Annotated in this window: 22 protein-coding genes; 7 read left to right on the top strand and 15 right to left on the bottom strand. The window is 38.4% G+C overall.

Annotation, left to right across the window (positions count from 1 at the left end; translation table 11 throughout):
- Positions 1-81: 81 nt before the first annotated feature.
- From ACVYAD_RS05595 to sleB, 3 genes are all read right to left on the bottom strand, one after another.
- The gene (locus ACVYAD_RS05595; protein ID WP_349661177.1) at positions 82-741 is read right to left on the bottom strand and encodes a flagellar brake protein; all 660 of its coding nucleotides are present in this window, start codon (positions 739-741) and stop codon (positions 82-84) included.
- 85 nt (positions 742-826) lie between these two features.
- Positions 827-2,110, bottom strand: coding sequence for a PepSY1/2 domain-containing protein (locus tag ACVYAD_RS05590; RefSeq protein ID WP_349661176.1), 1,284 nt, complete (start codon positions 2,108-2,110; stop codon positions 827-829).
- Positions 2,111-2,125: 15 nt separating this feature from the next.
- Positions 2,126-2,950 carry a spore cortex-lytic enzyme gene (gene sleB, locus ACVYAD_RS05585; protein ID WP_476425152.1) on the bottom strand — a complete coding sequence of 275 codons (825 nt, stop codon included), beginning with the start codon at positions 2,948-2,950 and terminating at the stop codon, positions 2,126-2,128.
- Positions 2,951-3,068: 118 nt separating this feature from the next.
- Here sleB and ACVYAD_RS05580 point away from each other — a divergent pair, with 118 nt between their 5' ends.
- Complete coding sequence (locus ACVYAD_RS05580; protein ID WP_476425150.1) at positions 3,069-3,308, top strand: hypothetical protein; 240 nt, start codon at positions 3,069-3,071, stop codon at positions 3,306-3,308.
- Positions 3,309-3,588: 280 nt separating this feature from the next.
- Here the strand turns inward: ACVYAD_RS05580 and prsW are convergent, their stop codons facing one another.
- Entirely contained in the window at positions 3,589-4,263 is a 675-nt protein-coding gene (gene prsW, locus ACVYAD_RS05575) for a glutamic-type intramembrane protease PrsW (protein WP_079559895.1), read from the bottom strand.
- Positions 4,264-4,601: 338 nt separating this feature from the next.
- Between prsW and ACVYAD_RS05570 the strand changes: the two genes are divergently transcribed.
- The gene (locus ACVYAD_RS05570; protein WP_476425148.1) at positions 4,602-5,570 is read left to right on the top strand and encodes an asparaginase; all 969 of its coding nucleotides are present in this window, start codon (positions 4,602-4,604) and stop codon (positions 5,568-5,570) included.
- 418 nt (positions 5,571-5,988) lie between these two features.
- Here ACVYAD_RS05570 and ACVYAD_RS05565 read toward each other — a convergent pair whose 3' ends face one another.
- The 7 genes from ACVYAD_RS05565 to ACVYAD_RS05535 all read right to left on the bottom strand — a co-directional run bounded on the left by ACVYAD_RS05565 (position 5,989) and on the right by ACVYAD_RS05535 (position 12,485).
- The gene (locus ACVYAD_RS05565) at positions 5,989-6,231 is read right to left on the bottom strand and encodes a hypothetical protein (protein WP_476425146.1); all 243 of its coding nucleotides are present in this window, start codon (positions 6,229-6,231) and stop codon (positions 5,989-5,991) included.
- Entirely contained in the window at positions 6,179-6,379 is a 201-nt protein-coding gene (locus tag ACVYAD_RS05560; RefSeq protein ID WP_349661171.1) for a glycerol-3-phosphate acyltransferase, read from the bottom strand. Before ACVYAD_RS05560 ends, ACVYAD_RS05565 begins: the two co-directional genes overlap by 53 nt.
- 287 nt (positions 6,380-6,666) lie before the next feature.
- Positions 6,667-7,632 (bottom strand): YpdA family putative bacillithiol disulfide reductase, encoded by a 966-nt coding sequence (locus ACVYAD_RS05555; protein WP_476425144.1) that lies wholly within the window; start codon positions 7,630-7,632, stop codon positions 6,667-6,669.
- 350 nt (positions 7,633-7,982) lie between these two features.
- On the bottom strand, positions 7,983-8,738 hold the full coding sequence (locus ACVYAD_RS05550) for a metallophosphoesterase (protein ID WP_349661169.1): 756 nt from the start codon (positions 8,736-8,738) through the stop codon (positions 7,983-7,985).
- A gap of 160 nt (positions 8,739-8,898) precedes the next feature.
- Complete coding sequence (locus tag ACVYAD_RS05545) at positions 8,899-9,648, bottom strand: LysM peptidoglycan-binding domain-containing protein (protein WP_476425142.1); 750 nt, start codon at positions 9,646-9,648, stop codon at positions 8,899-8,901.
- Positions 9,649-10,013: 365 nt separating this feature from the next.
- Entirely contained in the window at positions 10,014-11,456 is a 1,443-nt protein-coding gene (locus ACVYAD_RS05540; protein ID WP_476425141.1) for a RecQ family ATP-dependent DNA helicase, read from the bottom strand.
- On the bottom strand, positions 11,457-12,485 hold the full coding sequence (locus ACVYAD_RS05535) for a YpbB family protein (protein ID WP_476425139.1): 1,029 nt from the start codon (positions 12,483-12,485) through the stop codon (positions 11,457-11,459).
- Between the two features lie 110 nt (positions 12,486-12,595).
- Here ACVYAD_RS05535 and ACVYAD_RS05530 point away from each other — a divergent pair, with 110 nt between their 5' ends.
- Together ACVYAD_RS05530 and ACVYAD_RS05525 are read left to right on the top strand one after the other, a co-directional pair.
- Complete coding sequence (locus tag ACVYAD_RS05530; RefSeq protein ID WP_004232564.1) at positions 12,596-12,844, top strand: ferredoxin; 249 nt, start codon at positions 12,596-12,598, stop codon at positions 12,842-12,844.
- A 564-nt stretch (positions 12,845-13,408) separates the two neighbouring features.
- Positions 13,409-14,191: an enoyl-ACP reductase FabI gene (locus tag ACVYAD_RS05525; protein WP_337991027.1), complete on the top strand. Its 783-nt coding sequence runs from the start codon at positions 13,409-13,411 to the stop codon at positions 14,189-14,191.
- Between the two features lie 66 nt (positions 14,192-14,257).
- On the opposite strand, the gene ACVYAD_RS05520 is transcribed toward ACVYAD_RS05525, so the two are convergent.
- The gene (locus ACVYAD_RS05520; protein ID WP_476425135.1) at positions 14,258-14,899 is read right to left on the bottom strand and encodes a peptidylprolyl isomerase; all 642 of its coding nucleotides are present in this window, start codon (positions 14,897-14,899) and stop codon (positions 14,258-14,260) included.
- 130 nt (positions 14,900-15,029) lie between these two features.
- Entirely contained in the window at positions 15,030-16,235 is a 1,206-nt protein-coding gene (locus tag ACVYAD_RS05515; RefSeq protein WP_349661164.1) for an MFS transporter, read from the bottom strand.
- 286 nt (positions 16,236-16,521) lie between these two features.
- Between ACVYAD_RS05515 and ACVYAD_RS05510 the strand changes: the two genes are divergently transcribed.
- Positions 16,522-17,346: a methyl-accepting chemotaxis protein gene (locus ACVYAD_RS05510; RefSeq protein WP_476425133.1), complete on the top strand. Its 825-nt coding sequence runs from the start codon at positions 16,522-16,524 to the stop codon at positions 17,344-17,346.
- 16 nt (positions 17,347-17,362) lie between these two features.
- Positions 17,363-17,914 carry a GNAT family N-acetyltransferase gene (locus ACVYAD_RS05505; RefSeq protein WP_349661162.1) on the top strand — a complete coding sequence of 184 codons (552 nt, stop codon included), beginning with the start codon at positions 17,363-17,365 and terminating at the stop codon, positions 17,912-17,914.
- A 52-nt stretch (positions 17,915-17,966) separates the two neighbouring features.
- Here the strand turns inward: ACVYAD_RS05505 and ACVYAD_RS05500 are convergent, their stop codons facing one another.
- Positions 17,967-19,532, bottom strand: a complete 1,566-nt coding sequence (locus tag ACVYAD_RS05500; RefSeq protein WP_476425131.1) for a flotillin family protein — start codon at positions 19,530-19,532, stop codon at positions 17,967-17,969.
- A gap of 15 nt (positions 19,533-19,547) precedes the next feature.
- A complete protein-coding gene (locus ACVYAD_RS05495) occupies positions 19,548-20,078 on the bottom strand; it encodes an NfeD family membrane protein (protein ID WP_079559881.1) in 531 nt (176 codons plus the stop codon).
- A gap of 562 nt (positions 20,079-20,640) precedes the next feature.
- Between ACVYAD_RS05495 and ACVYAD_RS05490 the strand changes: the two genes are divergently transcribed.
- Positions 20,641-21,714: a beta-propeller fold lactonase family protein gene (locus ACVYAD_RS05490; RefSeq protein WP_476425128.1), complete on the top strand. Its 1,074-nt coding sequence runs from the start codon at positions 20,641-20,643 to the stop codon at positions 21,712-21,714.
- Positions 21,715-22,147: the final 433 nt, after the last annotated feature.

Below are 22,147 nucleotides of genomic sequence, written 5' to 3'. Positions count from 1 at the left end.
ACATCCGCTGAAAAGCAGCTTAAATCCGCATTCATCTCACCCACCTATAGCGGTTGAGAAAACAATTAATAAGCGAAAAAATTAATCATCAAAAGGATTTATTTCTTTACGACGATTCACTAACTGACGTTCAAAACAGAAACGAACAATATGCTGTTGGTCTACATCATCAGTATCTGTTAGTTGTATAGTGGCAATTTTTTGGGCATCTTTTTCGAATATACGAACAACCGTCGCATCCGTAATCACGTATTTAACATCTCCGTTGGCATATGGTAAAACGATTGTTAACTGAACATCATCACCAGCTTGGAAATTAATTACCCCTTTCAAGAGAACTGCCAATCCACCTGCGCTAATATCCGTTGTTACTAGCTGATATTTGGCATCTTGAAACTGTATCGCTATATCTACAGGCGTTTCCACACGTACATATTCACGACGCTGAATTTTAATAAAGTCATCTTCCTTTGGACAATGCAACATAATCATAGGAATGTTACCAGCTCTACGCCCAACCACTTCAGTACTAAAAGCAAATGATAGTTTATCATCCGTGTGAAAAGTTGCTCTAAATTCAGATCCATCTATTAAAAAAGCTGTTTTGTTTGTGGCAACATTTATTGGATAATCGATATAAATAATATTTTCAGTTTGTTCTACAACTTTACAGCGAAATTTTTCAACACTCTCTGTATAAGTTGGTTCAAGTTCTAATTGAGTACCAATTTTTATTTCCATGAGCATCTCCTCGAACACAAATATACTTTATTATCGCATGAGATGCCCATTCTGGCTATATAAAAACTGGTAGTTTTTTCTTAGATTACGTTAAATATTCCACTTTTAAAACATTGTGATTTTCTGCGTCAATAACAATTCTGAACGTTTCTTGCGTATTTTTATCACGTACCGCAATTACCTCATAACAAAGGCGCTGTTCAAATTGACCATTATCTGTATAAATATTTCTTACTTCTTCTACTTTCACGTCGGCATCGAAGAAAGTTTTCCAATCAATTGGTTTTGCTGTTTGTTGTTTAATCGTCTCTTCCTGAATATATTCCATCGCATTTGCACCAAGTAACTCGCCTGTATCCTTAGCAAGTTTTAATTGCACCCCATCCGCATATACCAATGCATTATCACCAGGGTGAACCCGTGCAAATGTCACATGCCATGCCTGATGATTTTCACGAGTTTCCACAAATGCAACATCATTCATTCCAAGTCTTTTTACATATTCTTCAGCTTTTTTCATAATTTCATCCTGCGATACCCTTGCTTCATCTACCGGACGTTCCACTAAGTAGGAAATTAAATGCCCGCCTTTTTCTGTTAAATCAACATATCCTAAACGAATGCCTTGGTGGAATTGGATATGATAAAACGGATATGGTGCAGTATCGCTACTTTTTGTAACAGTAAATGTTGCATCTTTTATGATAGGGAATAATTGTTTTACTTTTTCCAATGCTTCTTTTTCAGTAATGACTGAATCTTGCAATGCTTTAAGTTCTATTTTTTTCTGCCAATCCGATTCACTTAATGTAAGCGGGAAATCTTTTTCGCCGTAATCCTTTAATGTCTTTTGCACATTATCAAATGTTGTATTAGGGTTCTTCGTATCTACTTGTCGTAACCAGACATCCATTTTACCGTTATTTTTATAAAAATCTACTGTTGCAGCTGACCATTCATCTGAAAGAGATTGTAAATTTGTAGAGACTTGTGGCATTTTTTCTCGCCAAGCTTGGTAATCACCTGTTTTAGATGTTTTCTTTGCCTCATCTCCGAGGCGCCCTAAGTAATTTAGCCAGTCGTTCGACATTTCCTGCCCGATAGGAATATTAGACATAGACGTTCGAACGTCAGAGCTTAGTCGCCAAACAGAATCTAACTCATTGTGAATCGCTTGATCATCTCGAAACAATAGAGATTGTGAAACAGCTCTTTGTAGATGCGATAATTTTTCAGATGCATCCGTTAAATTATCTGTGTACTGAGCTAGCACAGTACGTTGTAAACTTTTATTTTCTCCGTACATATTAATGCTATATGCCCCTAAGCCAATAACTGCCGCAGTGAGTATAACGAGCATAGTTCTCATTTGTTTTCCTCCTTTCTATGAACAGAAAATGTGTTCTCCAATTCGTTTAATTTGAGGTCTTGACCAAATCCACTTACTTGTAGCTGTTTTCGGATTAAAATAATAAAGTGCATTTTCTGAAGGATCCCATCCATTCATAGCATCAAGAACCGCTTCTTTTGCACGTTCGTTTGGTTCAAGCCAAATTTGTCCATCTGCCACCGCAGTAAAGGCTAGCGGTTGGAAAATGATACCTGAAATAGTATTTGGGAAATCAGGACTCTCTAAACGATTTAAAATAACAGCCGCTACTGCTACCTGCCCTTCATAAGGCTCTCCCCTAGCTTCACCATAAACAGCATTCGCGATTAACTGAATATCTCTGTCAGTATATTTTGGAGGTATTTGAGTTTGAGTACCATTATTATTACTACTACCACTGCTTTTACCGCCACCGCCACCGCCGCCGCCAGTGTTTGCTTTCACTTGCTGATCAAGTGGAACTCCACCAAAATAGGTGAATTGATTTCCTGCATTTAATTGCGCTTTGACCCATCCTTCATCGTAATCTGAATAACCTGATAAAGCTTTTTTAGTTTTAGCACCAGCTACTCCATCTATTGGTAAACCATATTTTTCTTGAAAATTACGTAAAGCCCAATATGTGTTATAGCCAAATTTGCCATCAATTTTACTTTTATAAAATCCTAAGTATTGTAGCCTTGCTTGTAGCTCAATTACATCCTCTCCATAAGCACCACGAGAAATTTGTTGCTCGGTAAATGCAATGGCATCATTTTGCGGAATAGCAAATATACTAACCCCCAAAATCAAAGCAAAAATTATGCTTACTAAACGCACTATCATCACTCCTTTTTTTCATAGCTTGAAACAAACGACTCATTTTATACATATCAATTTTGCTTCAGCGAAATTGCGTCCAGAATCGGCTTTGTTCTTAGGCCTGCAGATGTTTTTTGTGCGAAAGCACAGTGCTAACGTAGCTTCAGCAAATGGTCTTGGTTTTGTCTTTGCGAAAGCGAAGCGTCAGCAACAACACGAGGGCCGACACGATATTGGTGATTTCGGTAATGCCACAGGACGCGGCGTTTTTACCTATGCAGGTCAGTTAGCCTATATTGAACTCCCTTTCGATTCCGTGACATCCGCTGGGGGCTTTGGGCCAACAAATGTTTTCTGTGTGAAAGCGCAGTGCTAACGTAGCGTCAGCAACAACATGATGTTGGTCACTCAGTCGTTGCCACAGGACCTGGCGTTTTTAGATTGAGTTCCTATATTTCAGCGTGTTTGGACCCCCGCTGAAAAGTAACTTAAATCCGTATTCCTCTCACCACCTATAGAGGTGGAAGATTTCTGTAACTGCCGTTTTACTTTCGCTACGAAAACATTTGTAGCTGACGTTTCACTTTCGCTACGAAAACATTTGCTGAAAGAAGTTAAAAAGAAAAGCGCAGAAATCTTTTTTAGATTTCTACGCTTTATATTTTTTTATGCATATGCAAATGTTGTACTAGGTGATAATGAGCAAGCTTGACTTTTCGTAGCCCAAACCACCACAAAAATAGCATAAAAGGTATCATTAAATATACCCAATATCCTTTAAATGATAAAATTGTATTATATAAAATGTGTAATACTACCGGTGCACAAAGCGCCATAGCAATCATTTCTTTCGTCTTTGCAAACTTTGAAAACTTGGCACGTCCATAATAATAGCCCATTACAACACCGAACAAAGCATGACTCGATACAGGTAATAATGCACGCATAAAAGCAGTATCTAAACCGAAAGAAAATAAATAAAGAACATTTTCAATTGTGGCAAAACCAAGAGATATGCTTGCACCATACAGTATGCCATCATAAGGATCATCGAATTCTACATGATTGTAGATTGCGATTAACAGAATAAACCATTTAAAAAACTCTTCAACTACACTCGAAAAAACTACATCTTGTAGATAAAGATATCGAAAGACCCCTTCCTCTGTTAGTACATATTGTAAGAACAAGATTGGGAACGTTAAAAATGCGCCATACAAAAACGTTTGAAGTAAGGTTCTTCTTGGCTCCGTTGCCATCTGATTGCGCAAATAAAAGTAACTAAAAAGCGCTAAACCGGGAGCAATGGCAGCTGATAATAAGATGATCATGATGCCGGCCCCTTTCAAAAATCAATTTCACCTTGACATAATGATGTTAAGATTTTAAAATTCGTGACATCCTTCTGACTTTTCCAACAATGTTTTTTATACGAAAGTGAAGCGTCCGGATCACAATGTTGGTTAACTTTAGCATTTTTGCAGGATGTAAAATTTCATAGCCTATGTTTATCTATTCTGTCGGTTAATGGACAAAAAGTATATCGTATGTCATAGGCGGAAAACTTTTGTGACATTTTCCGACAAAAAACATCTATTACATGAAGATAAACTGCTATTATTATACCATGTTATGACACAAAACTTTTTAAAAGGAGATATTATTTTTTATGAAAAAAACAATTTTATTAATTCATACAGGTGGAACAATATCTATGGCGATGAGCGATGAAGGTGCCGTTATGCCTAACAAGGAAAATCCTCTTATGAAGGAAAGTAGTAAACTTGATGCGCTTGCCACAATTATTGAAATGGAGGCATTTAACCTCCCATCACCACATATTACTCAAAAAGAAATGCTTAAATTACGTAATCTTATTATCAAAAAAGTTGCAGAGGAGAAAATTGATGGCGTTGTTATCACCCATGGTACTGATACATTAGAAGAAACAGCATACTTTTTAGAGTTAACGACTGATTTATCAATTCCTATTGTTTTAACAGGTGCCATGCGCTCCTCAAACGAACTTGGTGCAGACGGGGTTTATAATTTAGTAGAAGCCGTTCGTGTAGCTGTAGATGAAGAAGCTCGCGAGAAAGGCGTTCTTGTTGCCATGAATGACGAAGTCCACCTTGCTGTTAATACTACAAAAACAAGCACTAGTTCAGTAAATACTTTCCAGTCACCTCAGTATGGCCCGATCGGACTTATTACAAAATCAAGAATATTATTTCATCATGCTCCTATCCGCCGTCAATATGTAGATATAGATGGATTATCAAAACGAGTAGCCATGCTGAAAGTGTACGCTGGCATGGAAGTTGATTTACTTGATGTAGTACTCGCATGTAAATATGATGGCGTTGTATTAGAGGGCCTTGGACAAGGCAACGTCCCTCCATCAGTAGTGAAAGGTATTGAAAGTCTTATAGAACGCGGCATTCCAGTTATACTCGTATCCCGTTGTTTTAATGGTATCGCAGAAGGTGTATACGGCTATGATGGTGGTGGCAAAATGCTCGAAGACCTAGGAGCTATATTTGCAACTGGCATTAATGGTCAAAAGGCTCGATTAAAATTATTAATTGGGCTCAATAAAGTTGGAGCGCCTATTGATTTAAAAGAATTTTTCATGTAAGGCTAATGTATTCGATATTCACGTTGGCTTATGCATCTAAAATTTGCTTATAATAACCTAAAATATTATGTAACTGATCGATTGCTATATCAAAATCTGGCTGAATAACAGACAGCTGTACGAAATTTCATCGACGTAAGTATTGGCTATCCGCATGAACATAAAAACCATTTAAATTTAAATCTCTCTGTAAATTTGCCAAATCCTTAGAAAGCTGTAAAGTGATGAGCATCGGATACTGTCTAGTTGAAACTTGATAGTGCTTGAATCGTAGCTGCTGCAATGTTATGTTATCAATTATGCCTCGGCATAATTGCGTCCTTAATCGGCTTTGTGCTTAGGCCTGCACGAGGGCCGACACGAGGTCGGTCATTTCGGTAATGCCACAGGACGTGGCGTTTTTACCGATGCAGGTCAGTTAGCCGTTATCGCATGGATGCGATGATTTTAGGCTAACATCCTTTGCGAACTCCTTTCCGATTCCGTGACATCCGCCGGAGGCTTTAACTTCTTTCAGCGGGTTTTTGAACACCTGCTGAAAGAAATTAAAACGTTGCTGTAGCTGTCCATATCTTTCTGGATATGCTTGTAATACTGCAACAACATTATCAACAAGTACTGCTGGTAATGCAAACGGAATCGAACTTTGTTGGTAAAACAATGAGAGCACCTTTTAAAGTACCCCCTAAAAAGGTCCAAATAAAAGCATCTTTTCCAATCATACTACCTGCATTTCTAGCCCCTATGTTTTTACTTCTTTCTTCCTGTAATTTAACACCATATACTTTTCCAACAAAATAAACCGTCATAAAGCTCCCTACAAAATAACTAAGTAACCAATATTATCCAAGTGCTCCTTCACACCTTTTTAACAACTTCGATTTGATTAGAGAAATTACTTATCATCATTATAACGCGGGGTTGATTTCCGTTTCGAGTGGGCCTTTCTTAGGGAGCATCAGATGAGCCGCCTTACTCTCAATCCGTCACTTCAGCCCTTTTTTCCTTCGCTTGGACTCTTTGATCCATCGCTTCAGCTCTTCTTTCCGAAAAAAAAACTGTATAAGCAGCTTACTTGCCTATACAGCTCCTATTGCTATTTTTCTTTTTCTACAATTGTCTTCGCAATACAATCGCCATGGTAACGACCATTTTCAATAAAAATTTCATTGGCATTATTTCCAGCTGCAATAACTCCTGCAATGAATAATCCTTCTACATTCGTTTCCATAGTTTCTGGATTAAAGAAAGGACGACCCGTTTCATCATCAATAGAGACACCCATTGCTCGAATAAATGAATGGTCAGGATGATAGCCTGTCATCGCAAAAACAAAATCATTTTTGAATGTTTTTTCGTTACCATCCATTTCTACAACGACCTCATGCTCACGGATTTCCAGTATATTTGTATTGAAATGCATTTGGACTTCATCATTTCGTACTAGACCTTCAAATTCTGGTAAAACCCATGGCTTGATGCTAGGTGAATACTCACTACCACGGTAGACAACAGTAACGCGAGCTCCAGCCTTATTCAACTCAAGCGCTGCATCTACTGCCGAATTTTTCCCACCGATTACAAGAACATCAGTATCAAAAAATTCATGTCCCTCTTTAAAGTAATGGTAGACTTTCTGTAATTTCTCACCTGGAATGTTTAAATAATTTGGATGGTCATAGTAGCCTGTTGCAATCACAACATAAGGTGTTGTATAAACCTCTTTATCTGTCGTTACTGTAAACATCTCTCCATTTTTTACAACGCTATCTACTTTTTCGAAGCGATTTACTTGAATATCCTTCAAACGCACAACTTCTCGATAATAAACTAGTGCTTGGTTTCGCTTTGGTTTACGACCTTCAATAATAAAAGGGACATCGCCGATAGCTAGTCGTTCACTCGTACTAAAAAAAGTTTGATGTGTAGGGTAATTGTAAATCGCATTTACGATATTTCCTTTTTCAATAACAATTGGCTTTAAACCAATATTTTGCAAGGCTATTGCTGCTGCTAAACCACATGGGCCTCCTCCAACAATAATTGCATCTACTTGCTGCATTTCTTGACACTCCTATCAACTTTGTATTAGCAAAATACTAATACTTTACTTTTAACTTCTTTCAGCAAATGTTTTCGTAGCGAAAGTGAAACGTCAGCTACAAATGTTTTCGTAGCGAAAGTGAAACGTCAGCTACAAATGTTTTCGTAGCGAAAGTGAAACGTCAGCTACAAATGTTTTTGTTGGCCTAAAGCCTTCGCCGGATGTTACGGAAATCGGAAAGGAGTTCTTTGTGCATGCACAAAGCCGATTCCAAACGCAATTATACCAAGGCATAATTGATTAATTGGGCATTTACCGAATAAATCCTTATCGCTTCCATTATACGCCTTCTAAAGAGTTTTGGTTGTTTATTTACCCGAAACTTCAATGTCAATAATATGACACTGCGGTCTCGCACCAAGCCGGAAAGGTAATAATGTCGTACCGTAACCATTGCTTACTAACGTCATCACACCTTCACGCTCCCGATATGAGCCTTTAGGATGCACTCCATATGGGCCAATTCTAATTTGACCACCATGTAAATGCCCACCCATCATTAAATCTGCTCTAAATTTTGCACGGACTTCTGCAAAAACACCAGGGTTATGTGCGATAAAAACAACTAAGTCTTTCTCTTCGACCTTTGCAAATGCTTCATCAAACCTACTTTTCATTATAGATGTATCTTCAATTGCATTAAGCCAAAAGCGGTTTTTCTTAGGGAGTAATACAGCATCATTGGCAATAATCTGAACACCATGGTCCTGTAAAATACTTCGAAATCGCTCTTCGCCTACTTCTCTGTCATTATTACCCCATATAAAATAAGTTGGTCCTAAAGGCGTTAATAAATTTAGGTTGTCATGAATACGTTGAATGGGTGTGCGTCCATCTGCAAAATCTCCACCAATAATAACAGCATCAAATGGACCATCTAACTGCTCAATCATCTGGCGGTTAATTTTGCGTAAATGGGTATCCGAAATAAAAAATAGTCGTATTTTTTCCTGTTCACCCTTTAATTGTAATTGATGATGTAAAACATTATTTTCATGTGCAACCTTCAACATATAAAGCACGAACGCGATGACTACTAAAATAAATAGTCCAAAATAAATCATTCTTTCACTTCTCCTTACGAAAACAAAAAGACGATTCATTTAAAATAAAGAATCGCCTTTTCACTAAATAAGACGTACGCCTTAACCCTATTTGGTGTTAACGTTTGTCCATTATTTTATACTCGAAAAACATTATTGCCAAAGAATGACATCCGTTTTCTTATGGTAACTTAATCACTTGCCCAACTGATAAATTATTAGAAGACATACCGTTGGCTGCACGGATTTTTGCTAGTGTTGCTTCACTGCCATCACCGTAGTGATTCAATGCAATACGATATAGGTTTTCATTTGCTTTTACAGTATGTGTACTTGCATTTGCAGATTGTTTTGCTTCTTCTGCTTTTCGTGCTTCCTCAGCCTTACGTGCTTGTTCAGCTTTTCTATCTGCTTCGGCTTGTGCTCTTCTAGCTTCATCTGCATTTCTAGCTTGCTCTGCATTCTTAGCTGCTTCGGCTTTTCTAGCTTCTTCTGCATTCTTTGCTGCTTCGGCTTTTTTCGCTTCCTCTGCTGCCTTCTGTTCTGATGCTAATTTCTCTGCGTCTTTTTTAGACGTTTCCTTTGCTTTATCGCCATCTTTGTTTTTGTCAGTTGACACAGGTACATCTTTATCCCCTGACTTATCAATTTCTACAATTTCTTCCGAAGAATTTTTTTCAGCTTCTTCAATCGTTGATCCAGGTTCATAGAATTTTAAGAAATAGACTAATATTGATAATGGAATTAAGATAAAAATTACAAAAAGAATCGTCATTAATGGCGTTTTTCGTTTTGTATTTTTTGGCTTTTTATTATTACTTCCATTTTTATTCATTCTTGCAACTCTAGATAAAGCTTCCTGTTCTTTTTGTTCTTCTTCAAAAGATTGACGATGTTCTTCGATTTTATCGCGATAATCTTCTTTACTCATTCGTCTTTCCTCCAACCTCACTACGCTTTCTATCATTCTATTATGACGAATTTTGCGAAAAAAGTAAATGACCGTAAATTATAGTCTAAAAAGGGCATATCACCAAAGCTTGGAGTCTATCCGTTCTGACCGGACACTTTCTTGAAGGCATCCGCTAAGCCGCTTCTCTCGCAAGACTTGCCCTGGGTCTCTGGCCAACAGATGTTTTTTGTGCGAAAGCGAAGCGACAGCACGCTGTTGGTCGCGAAGGCGTTATCAAGGATGTGATGGTCTTAGCCTTCGTTCCCCTATCGCTGATCCCCAAGGAGTCGCCCAGTCGAAACTACGTTTATCAAATGTCATCCACAACTTTTGGTGATAAGCCTCTATAAACCCATTAAGAGTTGTTTTAACCGACTTTCCCATGGAATCATTTCTATTTTTTTCTCTTCCGCCAAGCGTACCTTATTGATTTCATCATAATGGATTCCGCAATTTTCACAACAGTTTTCCGGTTTTTTCAGCAATTTTTGCCCAAAATACCCGACTAATTTTGTGCGTATACAGTCTTTTGTCTGAGTCATTTTATGCATTTTATCGACAGCATGATATTTTTCTAGTGCCAAATGATTTAAACGCACTTTCACTTGTTCCATCGTTTCTTGTTGCAGCCAGTAATCAAGCACACGAAAAGCGGTCTCACTTAGTTCTCCATTTTTCAACATTTGAGAAGGGTGTACTTGTTGATTTAGTAGTTCCTGATAACGATCAACATGACCAACTGTTGGCAAATCGCCTGTTACAACAAATTTCGCAAGTTCCTCGTCGCCATCACTATATAGTAATATAGCGAGCGCTGGTTGACCATCACGCCCTGCACGGCCAATTTCCTGCATGTAATTTTCTACATTAGCAGGCATCGTTTCATGGATGACCTGACGAATATCAGACTTATTGATACCCATTCCAAAAGCATTCGTAGCCACAATCCAGTCAAGCTCTCCGTCAATAAACTGTTGCTGAATAAACTGACGGTCCTCAGCAATATAGCCTGCATGATACGCTGCAGCTCTTATACCTGCCTGTATAAGCGCCTCACTATATTGTTCAGCACGCTTCCGCGAGGACATATATAATATACCCGGTCCTGCAGTCTCTTTAACATGTTGCATAATCCAATGTGCTTTATCTGCCCTATCCTCAAATACAACACGCCCAAGGTGAATATTAGGCCGATCCACATTGTACAAAAACTCAAATGGCGTATCCAATGACAATGTTTCTCGTATATCATTGACTACTTTATTCGTCGCAGTCGCTGATAAAGCTAAAACTGGTGGCCGATTCACTTGTGAAAACCATTGTCCAATTCGTAAATAATCTGGTCTAAAATCAAAGCCCCACTGTGAAATACAGTGTGCCTCGTCCACTACGATAAGACCTAGCTGCATTTGTGAAAGCTTATCTTGAACCTGTTGCTGTAAAAGCATCTCTGGCGAAGTAAAGATAAAGCGAAACTGCTCTAAGAAATGTAACGCATATCGTTTTTCACTTACGGTTAAAAATGAATTTAAGGCAACTACCCTCTTTTCACCAAAACGTTTTAGCTCTTCTACTTGATCCTGCATAAGAGAAAGCAAAGGAGAAACAATTAAAATCGGCTTCTGCAAAATATATCCTGGCAACTGGTAACAAAGTGATTTCCCCATTCCTGTTGGTAATAAAGCAATAACATCTTTTTTTTCTAAAATTGCTTCAATGACCTCTTTTTGGCCTGGACGAAATGTTGTATAGCCAAAATACTTTGCTAACGTTTGTTCAAGTTCCATTTATACTTCTCCTTTCGCAAGGACAAGCCTTAACTGAAAATAACTCATACCTTCAACTACTTCATGCAATGTTTTCAATTTTTTAGTTTGATAATGTTTCGATGCCTGCCAAACTTTTTCCGCTTCTTCATAAGAGACGAACGGACCAATCGAAAAGTTCGGTTCATTCATAGCTAATTCTACCAAATGATCCTCAATTGTACTTTGTTTTAATTTCCTTATTTGCACAATCTGTTCAATTGAATAGCCCTGCTCATATAAATGTGCTGTTTGCTGCGCTGAATCGGTTAATAATGCTTTTACTCTTAATCCCTCTGTTATTTTACCGAGCAAGGGACAATCATTTGTCTGATGAATTTCATTTAAATACGTATGTAGCAATTCTATAAACGCTAATTGACAATCTAAAACTGTTTCCTGGCGTTGACTAGCGAGCTGCTGCCACGTCCATCCTGGTAATCTATGACCACTTAACCGATAGAGGACGAGTTGCTTATTAGCATCTGACAAGGGTAACACAGACAGTACCTGTTCACATTCCTGCAATAATTGTTGCTGTAAATGTCCATCTTGATAGTGATGCTCAACTAAAAAAGATCTTACCCAGGATTGAATATTCGTATCCCTACTAATAGGAGAAAATGAACGAACCTCAGCACTTTGATAAGATAAACTTTGTACAATTAACGAGAGCCTTGCAAAAAATACATGCTCATTACCCCTATAGTGCCATCCGTCAAATAAAAAGTCAGGCGTCTGCTCCGCTCGCTGTAAACCTAGTTTTTTCATGGAATAGTGACCAGATTCTTGTATTGTTAACCAACTATACTGCAAAAATAATGATACAGCTTCATCAAATGTCTTCCGTGGTAACTTAGGTAATAATCCAAAATAATTATGTAACTTAAATAGGCCAATGTCTTGAATAGTCTGGCCTGAGCGCTTTCCTCTTAATACATGATAAGCAGCTGAAATAGTTCGTTCGTTATTTAGTTTTTGAAAGATTTGCAATAAAATTTGATGAAACATAGACGCAAATTCCTCCAATTTAATAGTATTTATGTTGAAATGTAAGATAAACATCTTTAAAATGAGTATGAAGCTTTGATAGGAACATGTAAAAAGGAGAGAAAAAAAATATGGCTAAATACACAATTGTTGATAAAGATACATGTATCGCTTGTGGCGCTTGCGGAGCCGCAGCACCAGATATTTATGATTATGATGATGAAGGTATCGCCTTCGTTATTTTAGATGATAACATGGGAACAGCTGAAGTTCCAGAAGATCTACTAGAAGACATGCAAGATGCTTTCGAAGGCTGCCCTACTGACTCAATCAAAGTAGCAGATGAGACTTTCGATGGCGACTCATTAAAATTCGAATAGGTTTAATTGTATCTTTAAAGGCATCCTTAACTGGGTGCCTTTATTTTATCTCCTCATGTATTAGTTGATTGAAGCGGTGACTGAGCGACTCCTTAGGGATCAACAATAGAGGAACGAAGGCTAAGAGCATCACATCCTGTAATAACGCCTTCGTGACCAACATCGTGTTGGCCCGAGACCCTGCAGCGCAGCGGATGTTTTCTGTGCGAAAGCGTAGCGACAGCAACAAATGTTTTATTTGTGCGAAAGCGATGCGGCAGCAACAAATGTTTTATCTGTGCTAAAGCGTAGCGACAGCAACAACAAAGCGCCCAGCCGGAACGGAAATCAACCAAACGTTATGGTGATGAGCCATTTTTCCAAACGAACCACTTAGTAACAGATGCTTATACCACGATTCATCTCTAACATAATGGAGATGGATTTTTTTATACTTTTTAATGTAAATTCGGCCACTCTTTTCAACTTATTATTGCAACCATTTTTTATGTATGATAAGATTTTAGTAGTTGGTACTAATAACAGATATTATTTCATAAACATAAATAAAGGGGTTCTTATTAGATGATGGATAATTTATTACAATTAAAAGATAAGAATATTGTCGTAATGGGCGTGGCAAACGATCGAAGTATTGCTTGGGGTATCGCAAAACGTTTATTTGATGTAGGTGCAAATGTTATTTTCACATACCGTCAAGAACGTTCATTAAAAAAATTACAAATGCAATTAGAGAAAATCGGACAATCCGATTCACTGATCGTACAATGTGATGTCAACAGCGACGAGAGTACAAAAGCAGCTTTCGAAGAAATCGGTACAAAAGTAGGCGTAATCCATGGGATTGTCCACTCAGTAGCGTTTGCTAATGCAGAAGATTTACACAATCGCTTCTTAAATACAACTCGTGATGGCTATGCATTTGCGCAAGACACTAGCGCCTATTCTCTTATTTCAGCAGCAAAGGCCGCACATCCTTATATGACTGAGGGCGGTTCTATCGTAACAATGAGTTACTTAGGAGCAGAGCGTGTACTAGATGGTTACAATGTTATGGGTGTAGCAAAAGCTGCATTAGAGGCATCTATGCGCTATCTTGCTGCAGATATTGGTAAAGATAATATTCGCGTTAATGCGATCTCAGCAGGAGCGATTCGCACACTTGCTGCAAAAGGGGTTCCTTCTTTCAATACAATTTTACACAAAATCGAAGAAACAGCTCCTTTAAAACGTAATGTTCAACAAGATGAAGTAGCAGACATGACAATCGTTATGCTTTCTCACTTATCTCGCGGTGTAACAGGCGAAACGATTTACATTGACGCAGGCTACAACATTATGGGTTAAATACAAAGAAGCATGGAAGATCAAAACTGATCTCTCATGCTTTTTTGTTTCGGATTTATAAATCTGTTATTTTATTACCTTTGGGGCAGGGTAATCAAAGCCCTTTGTATCTACTTCGACCTTTTTCATTTGTTGGTCTTTTATTGGTTTTTCACCTTCTCGTTCAACAGCAGCGATAGCATCTACTGTTTCCATCCCCTCGATTACTTTCCCAAAAGCAGCATATTCGCCATCAAGTTGCGGAGTATCCTTTACCATAATGAAAAATTGAGATCCCGCAGAATTCGGATCATTTGAACGAGCCATTGAAATGACACCACGTTCATGCTTTAAATCATTTTTAAAATCATTTGATGTAAACTCACCTTCTATCGAATAGTCCGGTCCTCCTGTACCATTACCTGAAGGATCTCCACCTTGAATCATAAAATCAGGGACAACTCGATGGAAAATAAGACCATCATAAAAGCCTTTTTTAGCTAAGGAAATAAAATTTGCTACCGTATTCGGCGCTGTAGAAGGCTCTAATTCGATGACGATTTTTTCATCATTGTTCATCGTAATCGTCACAATTGGATTTTCCTTCACCTTTGATGAATAATCTACATTGTCTTCCGATTTTTCTTTAGCAGCTCCACAACCTGTCAAAACTAAAACTGCCGCCAGCATAGCAAAGACAAAAGAAAATCCTTTATTACGTGTAAACATATCTTTCAACTCCTCTTTATATCCAGTCTACTCATTATACTATCAAATAGTTTAGGACAAATCATTTTTTATGAAGATCATGTAAATGAAGGAAATAAACTCAATAACACACCACAAAGACAAAAGATTCCTAGTGCCCTGCTACAATGCGTTGTTTAGTAATGATCCTCTTTAATAAAAATGAAAGTAAGCATGCTATGACTAAAAATACCGCAATCATACATATAACGCCTCCCCAGCCAAAGTGCATCCAAAACACACCCCCAACCGTTCCTCCAACACTTGAACCGAAATAATAAAAAAATAAATAGAGAGAAGAAGCTTGTGCTTTATCATGAGTGGCTCGCTTACTTACCCAGCCACTAGCAATCGAATGTGCTGCAAAGAAGCCAAATGTAAAGATTGTAATCCCTAAAATTTTTAAACTAAGTAGCCCATTTAATGTTAAAATCGCCCCTGTAAACATGATCGCAATAGACAATAACAGCATCTTTAGACGGCCATATTGATCAGCTAGACTTCCGAACCAAGCAGAGCTAAAAGTACCTACTAAGTAAATAACAAAAATCCAACCAACAATCGTAGCACTTAGATTATAAGGGGGCGCCATCAATTTAAAACCAATGTAGTTATAAAGAGTCACAAAGCTCCCCATTAATACGAAGCCAATACCAAAAAGACAAAGCATGGATGGGTCCTTTAAATGTTGTAAAAGAGACGTCGCCAATGATTTTATCTGTAATGGTCGAGCTGTAAAACGCTTGGAGTTAGGAAGCATCCAGATAAATAACACACTAATCATTAGACTGATAACACCTAGTACAACCATCCCCACTTGCCAATTGTAAAGATCCGTTAATGTCCCTATAATAACTCGGCCACTAAGCCCACCTACCGAATTACCACTTATGTATAAGCCCATTGCAATACCTAAACTAGATGGATCCATTTCCTCCCCTAAATAAGCCATCGCAATTGCTGGCAACCCTGCAAAAACAATACCCTGTATAACACGTAACACTAATATCGTTTCAAAATTAGGAGAAAAGGCAAGGGCAAGCGTAATTATAGATGCCGCAAAAATAGAAACCGTCATCAAAGACTTCCTTCCCCATGCCTCTGATAATGAGCCAACAATAATCATACTGATGGATAACGCAAAGGTTGTCACAGAAAGCGTTAAACTCGCAATAGCTGGTGATACATGAAACTCCTTCGCAAATGTTGGTAATAATGGCTGTGTCACATATAAGTTGGCGAAGGTAATAAAGCCCGCTAAAAATAAAGCCCAGTTTGCTTTATGAAACGCCTTTGTCCCTTTTTGAATGTAATCCATTTCTCTCTCTCCTTAACGTACTTCCAATGCTACTATTATTCTAATACAATAATATTCAAAATTCACGATTGTTTGTCATAAAACAGACAAATTTATCTCTTGTATGCACGATTTCATTTAACATCCAACCCATGACTATAGTCACATTTTCTTCATATAAATTTAGTTTTTATCTATTTTGAGTTGGCAAATATTGTGTTACAGTGAAAGTAATCATCTTGCAATCATTGGCAATTAGGCTCCGATGACCAAACTATTTTTGTTGCACAGACTTGGAGGAATTTTCATGAAGATTATTGAAGCTTTAGCCCTTTCAGTACCCTATATCCACCTTGCATTAAAGGAAGAAGCAATCGTGGCTGTCGTTGAGAAGGAAAGTGAAACAGTTATAAAATACTTAGCTGGCAAACGTGTAGATTCAGGCTATCAAGATGGTCAAAAAGTAAATGCTAATGACCAAAATGTTTTCATTGCCTTTAGTGGAAAAAATGCTGATGTTGTTATACCAGAGGATGTATACGGCGTTGCCATCAATGCGTTTTCTTTTCCAATCCGTGAAAACGGGAAAGTCGTAGGAGCTCTAGCGTTTGGACTGCCAATCGACAATGAACTTAAACTCGAGGATTATATGGGAACAATGGATAGCATCGTTAACAGCCTACAGGACAAAGTACATACGATCGCCTCACATTCAGAGGAATTGGCAGCAACAAGTGAGGAAATTAACAAACAAGCACAGCACGCCCTTGAAGATTCAGAGAAAACAAATGAAGTCACAGATTTAATAAAAAGCATTTCTCGCCAAACCAATTTACTCGGCTTAAATGCTTCTATTGAGGCGGCTCGCGCTGGACAGCATGGCGCTGGTTTTAACATCGTAGCGCAGGAAGTTAGAAAGCTATCTTCCGAAACATCAAGCGCAACTGAAAACATTGAAGCATCCCTAAGAAATATAAATAGAAACCTTGATAACCTGAAGCAAAATATGGGGCAAATCAATGACGCTACAAACGAACAGGCTCAACTCGTTCAAGATTTCAGTGAAATTATCGAGGAGTTAACAGTTCTTAGTCGTGAAATGAAGGGCTTTATGCATGATGCTTTAAAATAATGAAGGGGGAATAACATTGCAAATTACTATTAATCCAGAACTGTCTTTACGTACTATCGAATTAGAAGATGCTCATGCTGTTTTTTCCTTAACAGATGCATCACGAGCATATTTACGTGAATGGTTGCCATGGTTAGATTTCACAAAAGAAATAGCCGATACAACAGCATATATAGAGGGCTGTATTAAAGGACATGAAGCAAAAAGTAGCCTTTCTCTTGTTATCATTTTTCGAAGTGAAATTGTTGGCGTCGCTGGCTTCAACACGATAAATCATAGCAATAAAATCGCTGCTATAGGCTATTGGCTCAGCGAAGGAGCTCAAGGGCACGGTATTATGTCGCAGACCGTACTAGCATTATTACAATATGCTTTTGAGGATTTACAGCTCAATAAGGTCGAAATCCGTGCTGCTGTGGGCAACGCAAAAAGCCGTGCCATCCCTGAGCGCTTAGGCTTTACAAAAGAGGGAACGATTCGTGCGGCAGAATGGCTTTATGATCATTATGTCGACCATGTTGCTTACGGTATGCTCGCTAGTGAATGGAAACAAATGAAAGAAAAATAAAAACTTCTCAAAAATAGCCGCCCGATATTACAACTATCAGGCGGCTAAAATTTTATTTTTGTTCAACTGTTTCTTTTATTTCTTCTTGCGTTTCATGATCTGTAGTTTGCACTTGCTTTCCTAAGCCTACTGCTATTTGCTCTAATTCAGGACGTAATGTATGCTTCCCTGCGTAGCTTTCAATTAGTTCTTTAACGTCAATCCCTGAAGTTTCCTTCAACGATTCCTGTAACGTTGACATTAAATTAGTTGCGTAGGCAGTTACTTTATTGGCACCGCCGCTTCCTTCCCCACCGCCAGTATCAACAACAGTAATCTTATCAATATTGCCAAGTGGACTCGCAAGCTCTTTCGCATATTCTGGCATCATACGTACAATCATATCAAGAACAGCTGCTTGACCATAGTATTCGAAGGCTTCCGCAATTTTACGTTTCGCCTCGGCTTCTGCTAGACCGCGAAGACGAATAATATCCGCATCTGTTTCCCCTTTTGCACGCTCAGCATCCGCTTTTGCAAGACCATCCAAACGAATTTTCTCTGCTTCGGCTTGTGCTAATGATTCAATACGGTATTTCTCCGCATCTGCCTGTGCTAGTTCACGCATTTTAGCCGCAACTGCATTTTGTTCTACAGCGTAACGATCAGCGTCAGCCTTTTTCTTAACTTCTGAATCATATTGCTTCTCACGACGTAAAATCTCTTTTTCCTCTAATTCAATTTGCTTTTGACGTTCAATAATGCGAATTTGCATTTCTTGTTCTGTTACTTCCTGTTTTGCACGAGCCGTTTCAAGTTCATATGCTTGGTCAGCACGTGCTTTAGCGATATCTTGCTCACGACGGAATTCTGCTACCTTTAATTGATTTTCTTTTTCCGCTTCTGCAATTTCAGTCGCACGTTCAAGCTCTGCCTTTTGTGCTTCTTTCGATGCTTCAGCACGCTTAATACGTGTTTCCTTTTCAGCATCTGCAGTAGCAATATCCGCATCACGTTTAACCTGTGCAATACGTGGCTTACCAAGCGATTCTAAGTAGCCATTTTTATCGCGTACATCTTTAATCGTAAAAGAAACGATTGTCAGACCCATCTTCGCCAAGTCATTAGATGCTACACGTTGTACTTCTTGAGAGAATTTATCACGGTTTTTATAAATTTCCTCCACCGTCATTGAACCTAAGATTGAACGTAAATGACCTTCCAACACTTCACGTGCCTCATTTTCACGCTCATCCTTTTGCTTCCCTAAAAACTGTTCTGCTGCCGTAGCAATTTCAGAAATAGAACCACCAATTTTGATGATTGCTGTTCCATCTGCCATAACCGGTACGCCTTGTTCCGTATACACTTCAGGTGTAGTCACATCAAGTTTACTAGATAATAGGCTTAACGGCTGTGCTTGTTGGAAAATCGGGAATACGAATGTACCGCCACCACGAATAATTTTTATACGATTTCCTGACTCATCTTTATGTACATTTTTTGAGCCAAGATAGCTACCTGTCACAATCAGTGCTTCATCAGGACCCGCTGTACGATACTTTGTCACATACAGTGCAACTAGTGCGATTAAAACAAAGGCTACAATCCCTAATACAATTAAAATCTCCATTGACATATAAATATCGCTCCTTTATAAAAATTTCTTATCATAAGATCTCACAAAAAGTGTTCCTTCCTTTACTTCTACAACAAGTACTGTCGTATCGTAATCGATAGCCTCATTGTCAAAACCTGTTGCTCGCTTCGAAATCATACCGCTAGTCGTTTCAATAACTACTTCTCCAAAACCGTCTGTCGGGATTGGGACAATGACCTTTCCTAACTGGCCACCAAGCGATTCTTCCGTATAAGCTAAAGAAACATCGGCCGATCGTAGCGGAACAAGAACGAATAAATAAAATAGTGCACTTAAAATAGCTCCGATGATACAAGCAGCAACAATGTTCCAAACGCTAGGGAAAAAGGCTAATTTTTCTAAAATAAACCCTGTTGCTGACATCAACGTAATGAAAGATAGAATGACACTTGGATTAAAAATCGGTAGCCCCTCTCCAATGCCCTCGACAGCATCACCAAAAAACATAATTAAAAGAGTTGCAAGACCCCCGAAAATTAATACCACTAAAAAGATCTGCTCGAGTGAATAGCCAAATAGCGTCAAGTTGTTCACCCCTTTTCATTGTATTACCTACTATACGGATGCAGCTTGCAAAAAGTTTCGTAATTTTTTATATTTTCTTAATTTTGAATGGTAGATTGCGACACAGGTAACCTCTTATAGTATTAAAGTTCTCTAGAAATAGAACCGTGTTACCATAAAAAGACAATGGCAATTAAGGTGATATCGCATATTCTTACTCATCATCAAAAGTTTGGATGCCTTTGCTAAAACATTACAATAATATTAGTTGAACTTCGTGCCCAACCTCGGTACTGTTGTTGCTGGCGGAACGAAAATGAACCCACGTTATGGTACTATCTCCGATTTCTATTTACAAAAATAAAAGCATGTCACTGGTCGAGCTTTATTTAGAAGCTCCAATCAGCAGACATGCTTTTCTTATATTCTGTACATTTAATGTGGTTAAAGAACCCTTCTAAGAATGCTCGGCAACTCATATGACCAACCATTCGACACAGAAATATTTGGTTTAGGTAAAACGTGCAAGCAATATAAATCTGTTTGCATATAGTGTCAATATATGATAGGAAGGGTGTGTATCGTGAGAAACGAACATAAAAATAATAAAACGTTCAGGTTCAAGTTTAAATCAAATCCAAGTTGTCATTGTCGTTGTTGTGGTTTTTGTTGCCCTTGTCGTTGTAAGCCACCATTTATACCAGAACCGCCAATTCCTCCACCTTGTCATTTTTTAGTGTACGTTACAGACGCTGGTCAGTTAGCTACTCCTGATAATAGAGTATCAGTAATTGATACAGCGACAAATACGATAGTCGCTGACATTCCAGTAGGAACGGCTCCACTTGAAATAGCGATTACACCAAATGGAGCATTTGGTTATGTCCCAGCTCTCTTCTCGAATAATGTTACGGTTTTTAATACTGCAACAAATGCTGTAGTCACTACCATTCCAGTAGGATTTCAACCTCTTGGTGTAGCGGTTTCACCAGATGGAACACTTGTTTATGTATCAAATCATGGAGCTGGAGCTAACTCTGTATCTGTCATTAGTACAGCTACAAATACCGTAATTGCTACTATCCCAGTAGGGCTCCAACCTCAGGGCATAGCTTTTACTCCGGATAGTGCGTTCGCTTACGTTGCAAACGAAAACTCCAGTTCAGTATCCGTTATAAATACAGCTACAAATGCTGTGGTTGCTACTATTACTGTGGGAATTGGTATTCGCCCAAGATCAATCGTTATTACACCAAACGGACAATTTGCTTACCTTACAAATGAAAATAGTAACACTGTATCTGTCATTAGTACTGCAACAAATACGGTAGTTGATATAATTCCCGTTGGAACAGGACCTGTTGGAACAGCAATTACGCCTGATGGAGCATTTGTTTACATTGTAAACAAAGGTAATAATACTGTATCTGTCATAGATACAATAACAAATTTGGTAATTGCTACAATCCCTGTAGGAGTATCTCCTGACCAAGTAACTATCTTGCCGGATGGTACACTTGCTTATGTCACAAATCAACTTGACAATACTGTGTCTGTCATAGATATTGAAACAAATACAGTAATCGATACAATTCCAGGGTTTAACGGTCCAACTGGCATAGACACAGGGACAATCTGCCTAGTTTCGGAGCTCTAGAGTTTTATCAATTATACCTCGGCATAATTGCATCCAGAATCGACTTTAACTTCTTTCAGCGGGTGCTTGAACACCCGCTGAAAAGTAACTTAAATCCACATTCATCTCACCACCTATAGAGGCGGTAGACTTCTTTGCCTGTAGCTTCACGATCAGCACAAAAGACATTTGTAGCTGGCGCTTTGCTTTCGCTACCTAAAACATCTGTAGCTGGCGCTACCAAAGACATTTGCTGAAAGAAGTTAAAACAAACATCCCTAGTTCATCTGCTTAAAAGCAGACATACTTTCAATTGCCATTGGCGCAATTGAAGTATGTCTTTTTGATATTGTTATGTGTTTCACCCAGGGATTATCAGTTCCTTGCTGTTCACTGCCTTTTAAATATATAGGTATTTCTTCTGAGTCAACCCGACATATTTGACCACACTATT

It is taken from the genome of Lysinibacillus sp. G1-3, assembly GCF_056322905.1.
Note: the sequence above shows the minus strand (reverse complement) of the source record. Positions and strands in the feature narration are given on the sequence as shown.

Excerpts from the sequence above, each read along its gene's own strand:
- ACVYAD_RS05530 (WP_004232564.1), top strand. The coding sequence starts at position 12,596 with ATGGCTAAATACACAATTGTTGATAAAGATACATGTATCGCTTGTGGC.
- ACVYAD_RS05525 (WP_337991027.1), top strand. The coding sequence starts at position 13,409 with ATGATGGATAATTTATTACAATTAAAAGATAAGAATATTGTCGTAATG.
- ACVYAD_RS05590 (WP_349661176.1), bottom strand. The coding sequence starts at position 2,110 with ATGAGAACTATGCTCGTTATACTCACTGCGGCAGTTATTGGCTTAGGG.
- ACVYAD_RS05515 (WP_349661164.1), bottom strand. The coding sequence starts at position 16,235 with ATGGATTACATTCAAAAAGGGACAAAGGCGTTTCATAAAGCAAACTGG.
- ACVYAD_RS05500 (WP_476425131.1), bottom strand. The coding sequence starts at position 19,532 with ATGTCAATGGAGATTTTAATTGTATTAGGGATTGTAGCCTTTGTTTTA.
- ACVYAD_RS05540 (WP_476425141.1), bottom strand. The coding sequence starts at position 11,456 with ATGGAACTTGAACAAACGTTAGCAAAGTATTTTGGCTATACAACATTT.
- ACVYAD_RS05550 (WP_349661169.1), bottom strand. The coding sequence starts at position 8,738 with ATGATTTATTTTGGACTATTTATTTTAGTAGTCATCGCGTTCGTGCTT.
- ACVYAD_RS05520 (WP_476425135.1), bottom strand. The coding sequence starts at position 14,899 with ATGTTTACACGTAATAAAGGATTTTCTTTTGTCTTTGCTATGCTGGCG.
- ACVYAD_RS05560 (WP_349661171.1), bottom strand. The coding sequence starts at position 6,379 with ATGACGGTTTATTTTGTTGGAAAAGTATATGGTGTTAAATTACAGGAA.
- prsW (WP_079559895.1), bottom strand. The coding sequence starts at position 4,263 with ATGATCATCTTATTATCAGCTGCCATTGCTCCCGGTTTAGCGCTTTTT.
- ACVYAD_RS05545 (WP_476425142.1), bottom strand. The coding sequence starts at position 9,648 with ATGAGTAAAGAAGATTATCGCGATAAAATCGAAGAACATCGTCAATCT.
- ACVYAD_RS05570 (WP_476425148.1), top strand. The coding sequence starts at position 4,602 with ATGAAAAAAACAATTTTATTAATTCATACAGGTGGAACAATATCTATG.
- ACVYAD_RS05595 (WP_349661177.1), bottom strand. The coding sequence starts at position 741 with ATGGAAATAAAAATTGGTACTCAATTAGAACTTGAACCAACTTATACA.
- ACVYAD_RS05535 (WP_476425139.1), bottom strand. The coding sequence starts at position 12,485 with ATGTTTCATCAAATTTTATTGCAAATCTTTCAAAAACTAAATAACGAA.
- ACVYAD_RS05555 (WP_476425144.1), bottom strand. The coding sequence starts at position 7,632 with ATGCAGCAAGTAGATGCAATTATTGTTGGAGGAGGCCCATGTGGTTTA.
- ACVYAD_RS05510 (WP_476425133.1), top strand. The coding sequence starts at position 16,522 with ATGAAGATTATTGAAGCTTTAGCCCTTTCAGTACCCTATATCCACCTT.